The sequence below is a fragment of the Lysinibacillus sp. JNUCC-52 genome (assembly GCF_015999545.1).
Taxonomy (GTDB): Bacteria; Bacillota; Bacilli; order Bacillales_A; family Planococcaceae; genus Lysinibacillus.
Genome location: NZ_CP065546.1, coordinates 3,238,817 through 3,252,947, shown reverse-complemented (window position 1 = coordinate 3,252,947; position 14,131 = coordinate 3,238,817). Strand labels below are relative to the sequence as shown.

11 protein-coding genes are annotated in these 14,131 nt (G+C 35.3%); 1 reads left to right on the top strand and 10 read right to left on the bottom strand.

The window, feature by feature from the left end:
* Positions 1–88: 88 nt before the first annotated feature.
* The 3 genes from JNUCC52_RS16135 to JNUCC52_RS16125 are packed head-to-tail and all read right to left on the bottom strand — an operon-like array spanning position 89 to position 2,925.
* Positions 89–1,099, bottom strand: coding sequence for an ABC transporter substrate-binding protein (locus tag JNUCC52_RS16135; protein ID WP_173478883.1), 1,011 nt, complete (start codon positions 1,097–1,099; stop codon positions 89–91).
* Positions 1,100–1,109: 10 nt separating this feature from the next.
* Entirely contained in the window at positions 1,110–1,871 is a 762-nt protein-coding gene (locus JNUCC52_RS16130; protein WP_337980328.1) for an ABC transporter ATP-binding protein, read from the bottom strand.
* Between the two features lie 4 nt (positions 1,872–1,875).
* Positions 1,876–2,925: a FecCD family ABC transporter permease gene (locus JNUCC52_RS16125; RefSeq protein WP_443136925.1), complete on the bottom strand. Its 1,050-nt coding sequence runs from the start codon at positions 2,923–2,925 to the stop codon at positions 1,876–1,878.
* A gap of 246 nt (positions 2,926–3,171) precedes the next feature.
* Here JNUCC52_RS16125 and JNUCC52_RS16120 point away from each other — a divergent pair, with 246 nt between their 5' ends.
* Positions 3,172–3,927, top strand: coding sequence for a GNAT family N-acetyltransferase (locus JNUCC52_RS16120; RefSeq protein ID WP_337980326.1), 756 nt, complete (start codon positions 3,172–3,174; stop codon positions 3,925–3,927).
* Between the two features lie 196 nt (positions 3,928–4,123).
* Here the strand turns inward: JNUCC52_RS16120 and JNUCC52_RS16115 are convergent, their stop codons facing one another.
* The 7 genes from JNUCC52_RS16115 to groES form a co-directional block, all read right to left on the bottom strand.
* The gene (locus tag JNUCC52_RS16115) at positions 4,124–5,584 is read right to left on the bottom strand and encodes an MDR family MFS transporter (protein WP_370635743.1); all 1,461 of its coding nucleotides are present in this window, start codon (positions 5,582–5,584) and stop codon (positions 4,124–4,126) included.
* 769 nt (positions 5,585–6,353) lie between these two features.
* A complete protein-coding gene (locus tag JNUCC52_RS16110; protein ID WP_337980325.1) occupies positions 6,354–8,399 on the bottom strand; it encodes a HAMP domain-containing sensor histidine kinase in 2,046 nt (681 codons plus the stop codon).
* Positions 8,386–9,072, bottom strand: a complete 687-nt coding sequence (locus JNUCC52_RS16105) for a response regulator transcription factor (protein ID WP_173478888.1) — start codon at positions 9,070–9,072, stop codon at positions 8,386–8,388. The genes JNUCC52_RS16110 and JNUCC52_RS16105 overlap by 14 nt, the downstream gene beginning before the upstream one ends.
* A 400-nt stretch (positions 9,073–9,472) precedes the next feature.
* Positions 9,473–10,393 (bottom strand): iron-hydroxamate ABC transporter substrate-binding protein, encoded by a 921-nt coding sequence (locus JNUCC52_RS16100; protein ID WP_337980324.1) that lies wholly within the window; start codon positions 10,391–10,393, stop codon positions 9,473–9,475.
* A gap of 366 nt (positions 10,394–10,759) precedes the next feature.
* A complete protein-coding gene (locus JNUCC52_RS16095) occupies positions 10,760–11,620 on the bottom strand; it encodes an alpha/beta fold hydrolase (protein WP_337980323.1) in 861 nt (286 codons plus the stop codon).
* Positions 11,621–12,027: 407 nt separating this feature from the next.
* Positions 12,028–13,662: a chaperonin GroEL gene (groL, locus tag JNUCC52_RS16090; RefSeq protein WP_173478891.1), complete on the bottom strand. Its 1,635-nt coding sequence runs from the start codon at positions 13,660–13,662 to the stop codon at positions 12,028–12,030.
* Between the two features lie 56 nt (positions 13,663–13,718).
* Positions 13,719–14,003: a co-chaperone GroES gene (gene groES / locus JNUCC52_RS16085; protein WP_173478892.1), complete on the bottom strand. Its 285-nt coding sequence runs from the start codon at positions 14,001–14,003 to the stop codon at positions 13,719–13,721.
* Positions 14,004–14,131: the final 128 nt, after the last annotated feature.

The window sequence follows — 14,131 nt, the reverse complement described above, 5'->3', positions numbered from 1 at the left end:
TAGTGGATTTTTCCGATTTTTAGGAGCCGACATTATGGCTAAGTGCCAGGCACTCAATCAACGTTTCCCATTCAAAAAACTATCTCCATTATTTAAACAAATCAGGGTACATTTCTTTTGCTAAAGCTTCCATACCATCTATCGTGTTGTAACCATATCCGAACATATAATTGTAATCAACAATATACATCTGCTTATTTTTAATGGCTTTCATACTAGATAGTTTCGGATTTGCATAAATCTCTTCCCTCACTTTTGTCAGATCTGAACCATCCCAGTTAGGAATAATTAAAACATCTGGATCTGCAGCAATTAACGTTTCAATGCTAACATCCCCTGTCTCATCCTTAAAAATATTATCTAATTTCACCATTTTAAATGCATCGTTAAAAAACGTCTCATCATGTGCGGGATAAACAAAAAGCTCTTTTGGATCGTTCGTATGCAAATAAGCAAATGTTTTTTCGTCTTTAATGCTTGCTAATTTTGAAGAAATATCTTGTTGTCTATCTTTTAACTCTTTTATAAAGCTCGCTGCTTTGTCTTGAACATTAAAGATTTCACCGATATTTTTAATGTCATTATAAATAGAATCATACGTACCACCTGTCACTGATGATTCTAATACATAAGTTTTCACGCCTAATTCATTAAGTGAATCAACTGTACCTACTCCCCATTCAGCATTATCAAACAAACCGCCTCTGCCAAAAACTAAATCTGGATTCGTACCTAATGTAACTTCTTTTCCAACGTACTCATTACTTAAAATATTTAACTTTGAATACTCATTCTCTACAGCTTTATCAACCGCTCCAAAGTTTGCACCAACACCGACGATTTTATCACCTAAGCCTAAATGCAATAATAATTCTGCTGCTGGCCGTGTATTGGCCATTATTCTTTCAGGTGCCTTATCAAATACTTGATCTTTCTTTTCCCAAGTAGAGCCACCCTCTGCCTTGGAATAATTAGCAACTGTCAGCGGATAATGCTCTGTTGCTTTTGATTCCTCCGTTGTATTTTTTGCTGTGTTACCACATGCTGTTAATATACATATCGCTACTAAACTGATGCCTACTAATAGTTTCTTCATCATTGAGATCCTCCTAAAGACCATATGCAAATCCTAATCCCTTTGTTACAGGATTAATGAATGTTTGGCATTTTATTTGATATAAAGCTTCAATTGTATCTGGTATAAGTACTTCTTCTGGTGTACCATGTGCATAAATTTCCCCATCCTTTACTGCATAAAGATAATCGCAGTACTGTGCTGCCATCTCTAAATCATGCAGCGCTGCTAGTACACCAATGTTTAACCCCTTTACACAAGATAAAATTTCAATTTGATAACGAATATCTAAATGGTTTGTTGGTTCATCTAAAATCATAAATTTTGGCTGCTGTGCAATTGTTCTTGCTAAAATGACACGTTGCTTTTCACCACCAGACAATGATAAAAAACTACGATTTTTGTAATCTAGTAAGTTCGTACGTACCAACGCTTCCTCTACAATATCAAAATCCTGTTGTGTGTCAGACTCAAGCATTTTTTTATGTGGTGTTCTGCCTAACAACACCATTTGCTGAACCGTTAAATCAAAATGCATCTCATTGAACTGACCAACTACACCTAAGTGTTTTGAAATCTTTTTTTCTGAGCTTTTTAAAACATCTAGATTATCTAAAAACACCATTCCCTTCTGTGGAACAAGGCTTTTATATATACTTTTTAATAAAGTCGATTTTCCGCATCCGTTTGGTCCGATTAAGCCCACAAATTGTTGCTTTTTAACTTGAATAGATATATTTTTAACGATTTCCTTTTTGCCGATCCTAACTTCCATTTCCTGTGCAACTAATTCCATTTTTCTACCCTCCGAAGTTGTAACCTTTTTTTACAATCATATAGATAAATAATGGTGATCCTATAACAGAAGTAATGATCCCAATAGGTAATTCAACATTTTGTATTAAAGTTCTCGACAAAACATCTGCCCAAATCATGAAAAGTCCGCCTAAAAGTAATGTCCCTAGCATTAATCGTTTATGATCTGCACCAAATAGACCTCTTGTAATATGAGGAATAATTAATCCTACGAAGCCTATCATGCCTGCATAGGCAACCATTGTGCCTGTTATGAGCGACGTGAGAATCATATAAAATTTACGATATACGCTTAAATTGATACCTAACGTTATAGCTGATTCATCACCTAATAGCATTGTATTGAGCACTCGATATTGGAAAAGGAACAACAATGCTCCAAGTACAATTACAATCGCTAAAATCGGTGTTTTATCCCAGCTTGCAGAGGCTAAACTTCCCATTGACCAAAAAGTAACTGTCTTAATCCCTTCCGCATTATTTGCAAAAAAGATAATAAGGCTTGAGAAAGAGCTACACAAAGCTCCAATGACAACACCTGATAAGACGAGTTTTATTGACGTTGCCTTCCCACCAATACTTGATAATATAAGCACTGCCATTGACGTAATCATTGCGCCAGCAAATGCTCCGAACGCTACACCAAACTGTGATAATAGTGCACTACTTCCGAACCCGACTAAAATGGCAAATGTTGCGCCTAATGATGCGCCTGATGAAATACCAAGTATGTATGGATCAGCAAGTGGATTTTGTACGACTGCTTGCATAACAGTCCCACATAAAGCAAGCCCTATGCCAATAAGTAAGGCAAAAATCACGCGTGGCATCCTCACCTGTAAAATAATATTCAAAAAGGATTCACTGTCCACACTATCAAGCGAACCAAATTTGCCATTGGACATAGCATGCAATAGAATGCTCATTGTTTGCTTGAAGGGGATACTGACTTGCCCAATTGATACAGAATAAACGGCAGAAATAAATATGGCACCAATTAAAAGTAGGATAATCACATAATATATTTTGCCCATTCCTATTCTGCTAACATCCTGTTTATCCAAAATTTCACCTCTATCTAACACTTAATTGATAATGATTTTCATTATCAATTACTATATTAATTTATAATGTTGTGAAAAACAACATGAAATTTAAAATAAAAACATCCATAATCTCCCTTGATAAAAAACCCCATTGCATTCACACTTACAGCAACGGGGTTTTAATTTTTCCTGTTCTAAAAGCAATTTAATCAATACAAACTAAGGAGATTTACAATGCACAACATTACTTTTGACCATATAGAAAAAATTGGTCATATCATTTTTGAAGATGAAGATTGCCAGCATGTTCATTATCCAGAAATGCTAAGTCGGTATGATAGTAATTTTATTTTATTTAAAACGATGCCTGCATTAACAGCATTTAAGAAAACGGAACAGATGCTACGGATTTTCCATCAGAAACATAATCAGAAGCATTTAAAATTCATTTTTCCAGCTAATGAGAAGCTATCAAGCGATATTCATATGTATTTAACTGAAAAAAATTATGACATTGGGTTTCTTGAATTATATTCAATTGAGCCAAGCCAATTTGCAACGAACGTCCATCGACATGTTGATGTCCAGCTTGTGACAGAAAACAATTTACAAGCTTTTTTAAAGCTACAGTATGAAGAGGATTTAAAATATGGCGAAACTTTCGCTACAGAAAAACAAGCATTTCTAAAACGGCGTTTTCATGATCCTTCCAAATATCAGCTCTTAGCCTACTATGACGGCATCCCAGTTGGTTCTATGGAACTTATTGAGGAAGAAGCAACAGTTGAAATTGATAACTTATTTGTACTAGAAGCCTTTCAACGTAAAGGAATAGGTTCCCAACTTCAACAATATGTCATGCAAAAATTTCAACATAAAATCGTTATTTTAGTAGCAGATGGGGAAGATACCGCTAGAGAAATGTATCAAAAACAAAACTATGTATATCGAGGGTTTCAATATGAAGTGTTACAGGTCGAAGGAGATTAATCTAGCTAGATTCCTAAAGAAGGCACCTAATTGAGCCTCTCGCATGTTCATACTACCTTATAGATTTTCACAAAAACCTTCCCCTTTCTATGAAATGCTCTTTCATTTCTAAGAATCCGCTCATAAAAAAAGCTACTCAAAAGTTTACAAAAACTAATGAGTAGCTTCGATTTGCGGACTTCTAACCGAAAATTGATTAAGATTTAGAGTCTGATGTTGGTTCCACCATTTCTTTTGGAACCGCACGGTAAACGGTAAATGACAAAATAATGGCTAATATCGTTATGACAAAAGCAATAAGATAAACAAGTTCTACACCCGCTACCATCGCTTGACTAATTGTAGCTGGATCGCTTGGATTGGCCGCCTTTGTTAAAAAGTGATTTTGTTTAGCGTTCATAATACTAATAAACACAGCAACACCTATCGCCCCTACAACAGGCTGCAACGTGGTCATGACCGCAGTACCATGCGGATATAAAGACTTAGGCAGTTGGTTTAGACCATTTGTCTGTGCTGGCATCATAATGGCAGACACACTTAGCATTAATAAAATATAGCATAATACGATAATCCAAATAGGCGTTTCAGCTGTTAACCTACTTAACGTAAACACTGTAGCACTTAAAACTAGTGTTGCAGGTATCATTAATACACGAGGGCCAAATTTATCGAACAATTGCCCCATAAATGGAGACATAAGTCCATTTAGTAAGCTCCCAGGTAGTAGAACAAGACCTGCTGTTGCCGCAGTTAAAGCTAATGGACCTTGCATAAATATCGGTAAAATGATTTCCGATGCAAACATCGCCATAATTATAATTACAAACATAAATACTGCGTGCGTGTACATTGGATATTTAAATACCCGTAAATTCATAACAGGCTCTTTCAGCTTAAACTGTCTTAAAGAGAAAAATACAACACCAATAATGCCGATGATAATCGTCACATATACAGTTGAATTAAGGAAACCTTTTTCTCCAGCAGCACTAAACCCATAAATAATTGCCCCAAATCCAATCGTTGAAAAGATAATAGACAGAACATCAATTTTCGGTTTTGTAACCTCCGAAATATTCGTCAAATATTTAGAAGCAAAAACAATGGAAAATAAGGCGAAAGGAATCACTATAATAAATAAATAGCGCCAGCCTAAATATTCAACAATAACACCAGATAAAGTCGGTCCGATTGCAGGTGCAAACGTAAAAATCAAACCAACAATCCCCATTATTTTGCCGCGATTTTCTGGTGGATATAATAATAAAAAGACATTAAAAATAATTGGCATTAATAGCCCTGTTCCAACTGCTTGGATTAACCGACCTACTAATAAAACAGGAAAGCTCGGTGCAATTGCGCAAATAATTGTTCCGATTGTGAACGTAACCATAACACCAATGAACAATTGCCTCGTTGTAAACCACTGTAACATTAAGGCAGAAATCGGAATGACGATCCCCATAACAAGCATAAATCCAGTTGCCATCCACTGTACAGTTGGCAACGTAATGTGGAATTCATGCATTAATGTCGTTAATGCAATGTTTAATAATGTTTCGTTTAAAACTGCAAAAAAAGCACCGATAATTAGCGATAGCATAATCGGTAATGTTTTAACATTAGGATCCTGTGACAGGAATTCATATTTCATAGGTTGATTTTGATCCATTTAATTACTCCTTCTAGCATGTTTTTTTATGAGCTTTATTCTTCTTACACCATCGGATTAAGAATTGCTCCCTTCTTAATTATTGTTAAACTAACCTAGGATTAAATAATCGATAATAACAATATCCAAACCAATTTTACCCAAATCAATACCTCATCAACCATCCCAGTAATGGCAATCGTTCTACTCAACGGATAACGCCCGCTAAAAAACGAAAAGATCACAAGCACCTGCCTGTGATCTTAAAAGTAAAGGGAAAGAACCATCCATATTTTATTGAGTTGTCAGTAAGAACAAGAAACCTACCTTTGGTAAAACCAAATAAAAGGTTAAATTAGACAAAAATAAAGAAAGGAAGAACAAGTCGCCTTTCTATCATTAACATATTTTTAGCCACTTAAATCACATAACTAGCCCTCACAACTATGTGGGGACAAATTACTGCAATCTAGTGAATAACAATTTCGCAATATGAAATGAAGATAATTAAAAAAGGACAGACTAATCCCGTTTACTCTGCCACAAACAGAGCCTTTGACAGTATTCAATTACTGGTTCAAAGTTGGGAATCGTAGTGTCATTTTCTAAATCCTCCTTAAAGCATTTTTTATTACACAACGAATTATAACGGACTTATTAGCAGAAGTCAAAGTTTTCAAAAATAAGAAAAAATTATTGTAGTTGTAAAGAAAAGAATTCAGCACCAAATAAAGAATAGGATACACTTCTGCATCCTATTCCTTTGCATTTCTTATTCAAATTTCGGTAAATAAATCATCGCCTTAAATAAATCACCATCTACTTGCACTAAAAATTTACCGTGTTGGATGTGAATAAGGCTTTCCGCTATCGATAACCCTAATCCGCTACCTTGACTTGATCTTGATTCATCGCCTCGTGTAAAACGTTCCATTAGCTCATCGACGGAAATATTTAATTCATATGCGGAAATATTTTTAAATGTGACCAGTAGTTCATTACCTAGATCTTCTACATCAATATATACCCTTGATGCAGGCAGTGCGTATTTAAAGATGTTCGAGAATAGGTTTTCAATGGAGCGCCATAGGAGTTTACCATCAGCCTTCACATACACTTTTTCTGTAGGATGGGCTAATTTAAAGTTTAATGATGACGCCTCGATTTTCTCACCCATTTCCCCTATTCCTTGCTTTAGTAATGATACGATATCAATCCGTTCTAGCTGGACAGGCATACTACCACTTGACGCCTTTGCCGCTTCAAATAAATCATCGGTTAAGTGCTTGAGCCTTTTTGATTTTTGATCTAAAACGTCTATATATTCAGCAATTAATTGTGGATCTTTTTCTATTTTTAATAAATCGACATACGTAATAATAGACGTTAAAGGCGTTCGGATATCATGCGAAACATTTGTAATGAGTTCTGTTTTTAAACGTTCGCTCTTAATCTCATTATCCACCGATTTTTTTAAGCCATCTGTAATACTATTAATATTTTCTGCAAGTCGGCTAAACTCGCCTTTTCCATCTACTTCTATTCGATGATGAAAATCTCCATTTTTAATTTGCTCTACGCCCTCTTTAATGCGATTTAACGACTTCACCTTTTTCATTGCAAACCAAGCAGCTAAACCTAGCGTGATAGGAAACATGAAAAATGTTGCTGCAACTACTACAGGATATCCAATAACAAGTAGCACAATTTTCACAGCCATACTGCCATTATCAAAAACATGTTTTATCATCATAAAAATCTTTTTGAGTATTTGATATATGAGTGTATGTTGAAGTAGTGATCTGTTTTTCACATGCTTAACGAGCGATAAAATCAGCAGCAATACAATGATAAAAATAGGTACCGTGAGCAGTATGTTCATTTCTCTTATCACTTCAACTATCATTGCCACCCACATCCCTGATAAACAAGCAACTAATACAATATTGATATCATTATATAGTTTATCAATGACATGAAAATGAATTATTTTATCTTTAAATGACGTTCTTCCAATAACTATTACTAAGTAAATAAATGATAAGATAAACCCTGCTAGAAATAAGATAAATTCATTAAGATAACTTTTAGCAATCTCTTTATTCTGTTCCCATTCTTGCATTTTTTGCTCTAAGTAAGATTCTTGATACGCCACATAAATAGCGTCTTTTTGTGGATTCAACTTTTCCACATCTTGTGTAATGTAATCTAAATACTTATTTTTTTTCATTTCATGTGGATAAAGCTTTTGTTGATAATCATCAAATAGCATATATGCACCAAATGACTCAAATTGCTCTTTTTTATCTAGTTCACTATTAGAGAATACATGTTCACCATCGCTCGCATAATAGACGATTCCTTCAGTTGCTTCTACTGTGCTGAGTAAACGATAAAATAATCGTGCTTGTTCTCTCATTCTTTCTTCTTTTTTACTTTTTATGTCATCAGCATATTCTTCTTGATAGTTGTGTCTATTTTCCACTTCACTCAAATTCGGATTATATTTGTATGAATATTGAAACTCATTATATAAATCTTCTTCAATTTGTGTAATATCTTCTTTTGTTAGTGTCTTACCACTTAAAATATTTTTTTCACTTTTATACGTTCCGATTAATTGCGCTAAAGAGCTAATAAGGCTATAACTTTCATCAGCAAATGCTATGCTCTCAAAATAATTGTCTTGGTTGATACTACTAAGATGTACTTCATTTAATTCCATATTGATGATTACCTTCGCTGTACCAGTTAAACAAGCGATGGCAATAAGAAACACAATTACTTTCGTAATAAGTGCATGACTAATATTTTTCAACTTTATATCCAACTCCCCATACAACTTTTAAATACCTCGGCTCTTTCGGATTTATTTCAATCTTTTCTCGAATCTTCCGAATATGTACTGCCACCGTATTTTCTGGATTAACGGCACTTTCATTCCATACCTTTTCATAAATCTCTTCGATTGTGAATACTCTCCCCGTATTTGCTGTAAGAAGCTTTAAAATTTTATACTGCACTGGGGTTAAATGAACTGCTTGTTTATCTACGGTAATGACTTTCTTTTCATCATCAATCATAAGCCCACCCGTTTGAAATACATGGCTGCTCACATCAAGACTGCCAAATGCTGTGTATCTTCTTAACTGCGATTTCACTCTTGCGACAAGTTCTAATGGATTAAACGGCTTTGCCATATAATCATCTGCACCAATATTTAACCCGAGTATTTTGTCATAATCCTCCGACTTAGCAGAAAGCATAATTAACGGAATCATATTGTCTTGTCGAATTTTCATTGTCGCCGTAATGCCATCCATTTTCGGCATCATAATATCCATAATAATTAGGTGAATAACGTGATCTCGAATAAGTTCGATTGCCTCTATACCATTGTAAGCTTTGTATACTTGATAGCCCTCATTCTCCAAATAGACGCTAATAGCCCTTACAATTTCTTTATCATCATCACAAATCAAAATGTTCAATTACATTCACTCCTCCATCTCTTTAGGATTCGTCTTAGCTTATAATACTAAGTAAATCTTAACAAACTCATGCACCAATTCTTAAGATTTTCTTATTCTTTTCCTCTATAGACTAATTATGCCGAATAGACCTATCTATTTTCATATGCATGGCTAGCCCAAAAACCAATAGACAAATAATGCACAAAAAAAGCCCCCCACAAGTTCAATGAACTTATGAGAGGCTTCCTTCACCATGTTAGTATTCTATTTTTAGCTTTCCAAACTCAAAGGTATAAGCATATCATGCCACCCATATCAGGCAAACCTGGTGCTGCTGGCTCTGGGATATCTGCTACTACCGCTTCAGAAGCTGCATTTTGTATTTTTAATTTAAAGTAAATATCACTTAAAAAACAGCTTACTTTAAAAATTGTTCTTCAAAATATTCCAGCTGGTAATCTAAAGTTAGAGAATCGTTAAACATAAAGGCATTTCCATCCACTTCAATTACATGGTCGTTCTTCACTGCAGGCATTTCTTTATATAGTTCTGTTTTTTGATAGGAATTATCTTGGTCATTGTATTTACTCACAACCAAGTAGTCTCCAACATAGTCAGGTAATACTTCAGATGATATCATGTAGTATCCTTCTTTAGTCGTCATTTCTTTTACTTTTTCAGGCATTTTCAGACCCATTGCCTGATAAAGAACCTCAGTGCCTCTTCCCCAACTATTTCCAAGAATACCTATATCTTTATCATAGCTTTCCATTACAGTCACCGTTGAATTTTCGCCAACTTTTGCTTTAATTTTATTTCCTACAGTAGTGGCACGGCTTTTAAAGTCATCAATCCAGTCTTGAGCTTCTTTTTCTTTGTTTAGCAATTTACCAATTTCTAAATGCTGTGTTAAATAATCAACTTTATTGTACGTATAGGTAACTGTTGGGGCAATTTTTTTCAACCTATCTAAGTTATTATTATCGCTGCCTCCAATAATTAAATCTGGTTCTAATTCAATAATTGTCTCTAAATCCTCATCTGACACAGTTGTAACATCTTTTAATTGCTCTTTAAATAACGGACTTGCCTTAGACCACTCGTCTACCCCTACGATATTGACGCCCAATGAGATTACGTCACCTGCATTACCAGTTAAAACTACTACCCTTTTCGGATGAGCGGGTACTTCAATAGGTCCATTTTCAGATTGATATGTAATTGTTTCACTTTTATCCTCTTTATTTGCATCCCCTGCTGCCTGATTCTTTGTACTATTGCCACAGGCACTAAGAAAAAGCACACACATCAAAATGAAAGGTATTATAAATCTTTTCAATTTAAGATTCTCCTTTAGATTTATTATCATTATCGTTTATCACAGAATAATGATAATGATTATCATTGTTATTTAAAAATGATAGTCTCCTTCTAATCTTTTGTCAATAGTAGCTTAGGATAAATTCCCTTTTCTATCAGCAATCGCTCTCAATAAAGATCCATAAAAATACGATGAAACGTAATGAGGAACTACATACTTATATCTGACTTTAAAAATATGGTGCCAAAAGCCAAGTACGACGAGTAACTAAACAATTTGATAGCTAATTAACGAGATAAAAAATAGCCTTGTTAAAAGCAATTTAACAAGGCTACTTTAATTATCGTCATCTACAAACGCAATTTATTGAGGAAGAAAATATTGTTAATAAACTTCGTGTTTACTTTCTTGTTTCCACAATAGAATTTCATTAGCAACTTTTTCAGGAAAGTCCCAATGAAGTTGGTGTTTAGTGTTTTCTATACCTATTACTGTTAATTTTTTAATGCCTTTTTTAATTTCCTGTATTCCCTTTTGTCGGGCTGAATCTGTCGGTAGAATGGTTGCATGAAGTAATAAGACAGGACACTCAATACTTTCAAAAGTGGTTGAACAAGGCTCTTTATAAAATGCCTTAATAATCGCTAAAATACTGAAAACGTCAGCCTTAAATATATAATTATCATTAACCTTTTTAAAGCTAGATGCTATTAATGCATTAAGATTTGTATCCCATTGCCTTGTTGTATAACTTTGGTATTCTTTGACCACTTCGTCCCAAGAACCATATATACTGGACTCAACATATTCTTTCCAATCTAGCAAAGCTTTTTCCTCTGTCAGTCCATCAACATGTTCAGGAAACGCATATCCTCCATCTAATAAAATAACGCCCTTTACCTTAGCAGAAGATATTTTTGCGATATGTAGGCAAAGGTCTGCCCCCCAAGAATGTCCAATCATGTAAAAAGGTTTATTCGTAATTTGTTGTATTACTTGATAAATACTTTTTGCTAAGGAGGAAAACATATAATCCTCCTCCCGTTTTAGTGAATCCGTTTCTCCATGGCCTGGACTATCTATAAGAATAAGATGGAAATCATTTATTAGGTATTCAATAAGCCCAGAAAAACTTTTTAAATCACCAGTCATTCCGTGTAGACAAACAAGTGAAGGAAGGCTGTTATCACCATATTCATATCCGTGAAAAGTATTGCCTTCTACTGTTATTTGAAACTTCTTCAATTCTATTACTCTCCCTCAACTTCATCTATTTTGTTATATTCTTTGATCTATTAATTTTAAATAAACTTACCATATAGCTTTAAGGTTTTACAAAGATATTTAAACAAAAATCATTCAACTGTTAGTTAATGCTTACAATCGCAAAGTGAAACCTAGACTTAACACCGCACTCGTCGAGACATACACACTTCACTATTGAAAGGAGCAGGTGTCGCACTCGAACAAATCATGGATAGACGTGACCATTCAGATGATTCAATCACTAAGAACTTCTATCTCCCGTGACAAAAGAAATGAAAAAAGAAGCTTCCCAAAAGTTTACACAACTCATGAGAAGCTTCGATTATAGTACTCTATGTTAGCATTTCACTTTAAAACCAAGTCCTATCAAGTGTTTAAGGGCTGTATTACATCATACCGCCCATGCCACCCATGCCGCCCATATCAGGCATACCTGGTGCTGCTGGTTCTGGAATATCTGCTACAACCGCTTCAGTAGTTAATAATAGCGCTGCTACAGAAGCTGCATTTTGTAGTGCTGAGCGTGTTACTTTTGCTGGGTCTACTACGCCTGCTTCCATCATATTTACCCACTCGCCTGTTGCTGCGTTGAAACCAACACCGATTTCTTCGCGTTTTAGACGATCTACAATGATTGAACCTTCAAGACCTGCATTGTTTGCAATTTGGCGAACTGGCTCTTCTAATGCACGAAGCACAATTTTCACACCTGTTGCTACATCGCCATCAACTGCATCAGCTGCTTTTTCAACTGCTGCGTAAACGTTTAGAAGTGCAGTACCACCACCTGATACGATACCTTCTTCTACTGCTGCACGTGTTGAGTTCAATGCATCTTCAATGCGAAGTTTGCGTTCTTTTAATTCTGTTTCAGTTGCAGCACCGACTTTAATGACTGCTACACCACCTGCTAATTTTGCAAGGCGTTCTTGTAATTTTTCTTTATCGAATTCTGAAGTTGTATCAGCAAGCTGTGCACGAATTTGGCCAACGCGACGCTCGATTGCTTCAGTACCACCAACACCTTCTACGATTGTTGTATAATCTTTAGTTACAACAACTTTCGCAGCACGGCCTAATGATGTAATATCAGCAGTTTTAAGGTCTAAGCCTAATTCTTCTGTAATGACTTGACCACCTGTTAAGATAGCGATATCTTCAAGCATTGCTTTACGACGGTCGCCGAAGCCTGGTGCTTTTACGGCTACAGCATTGAATGTACCACGTAGTTTGTTCACTACAAGTGTTGCAAGAGCTTCACCCTCAACGTCTTCAGCAATCATTAATAGTGGACGACCTTGTTGTACCACTTGTTCTAATAGCGGTAAAACTTCTTGGATATTCGTAATTTTTTTGTCAGTAATTAAAATGTATGGGTTATCAAGAACCGCTTCCATTTTATCTGTATCTGTTACCATGTAGTGAGACGCATAGCCACGATCGAATTGCATACCTTCTACTACATCTAACTCCGTTGTGAAACCTTTAGATTCCTCAATTGTAATAACACCATCATTACCAACACGTTCCATTGCTTCTGCAATTAGTTGGCCTACTTCGTCGTCAGCAGCTGAAATTGCCGCAACTTGTGCGATTTCCTCTTTGTTGCTTACTGGACGAGAAATAGCATGTAATTCTGTAAGTGCTGCTGCTACCGCTTTGTCGATTCCTTTACGGATTCCTACAGGGTTTGCACCAGCTGTTACGTTTTTAAGACCTTCACGGATGATCGCTTGCGCAAGAACTGTCGCAGTCGTTGTACCATCACCAGCGATTTCATTTGTTTTAGAAGCAACCTCTGCTACTAATTTTGCACCCATGTTTTCATATGGATTTTCAAGTTCAATTTCTTTTGCAATTGTTACACCATCATTTGTAATTAATGGTGAACCGAATTTTTTTTCTAAAACGACGTTACGACCTTTAGGACCTAATGTCACTTTTACTGCATTTGCTAATTTATCTACACCTTGAAGCATTAATGCACGAGCTTCTTCTGAGAATTTAATATCTTTTGCCATTTGAATTTACCCTCCTGAAATGGAATATTCGTTAAGCCTAATTAATATAATAACTATTATTCAATAATTGCAAGAATATCACTTTCACGTAAGATTAAGTATTCATTGCCTTCATATTTAACTTCTGTACCTGAGTATTTAGAGAAAATAATGTGGTCGTCAACTTTAACGTCAAGCTCTACACGTTGTCCGTTTTCTAATATACGACCTGTCCCAACTGCTACTACTTTACCCTCTTGTGGTTTTTCTTTTGCAGAGTCTGGTAGTACAATTCCAAATGCAGACTTTTCCTCTACCTCGATTAGTTCGATGACAATACGATCTCCTAGTGGTCTTAACAAGTGAAACAACCTCCTATTAATTAAATATTTCTTATATGTTTATTAGCACTCTATATCAACGAGTGCTAATACATTTATTATGATAATCAATCAACTGTCTTTTTGCAAGCCAGAACTACGAAAAATTT

What these genes read in the sequence shown, in the direction of transcription:
- JNUCC52_RS16135 (WP_173478883.1), bottom strand. Translation starts at nt 1,099, where the DNA reads ATGATGAAGAAACTATTAGTAGGCATCAGTTTAGTAGCGATATGTATA.
- JNUCC52_RS16130 (WP_337980328.1), bottom strand. Translation starts at nt 1,871, where the DNA reads ATGGAATTAGTTGCACAGGAAATGGAAGTTAGGATCGGCAAAAAGGAA.
- JNUCC52_RS16125 (WP_443136925.1), bottom strand. Translation starts at nt 2,925, where the DNA reads ATGGGCAAAATATATTATGTGATTATCCTACTTTTAATTGGTGCCATA.
- JNUCC52_RS16120 (WP_337980326.1), top strand. Translation starts at nt 3,172, where the DNA reads ATGCACAACATTACTTTTGACCATATAGAAAAAATTGGTCATATCATT.
- JNUCC52_RS16115 (WP_370635743.1), bottom strand. Translation starts at nt 5,584, where the DNA reads ATGAAATATGAATTCCTGTCACAGGATCCTAATGTTAAAACATTACCG.
- groL (WP_173478891.1), bottom strand. Translation starts at nt 13,662, where the DNA reads ATGGCAAAAGATATTAAATTCTCAGAAGAAGCTCGTGCATTAATGCTT.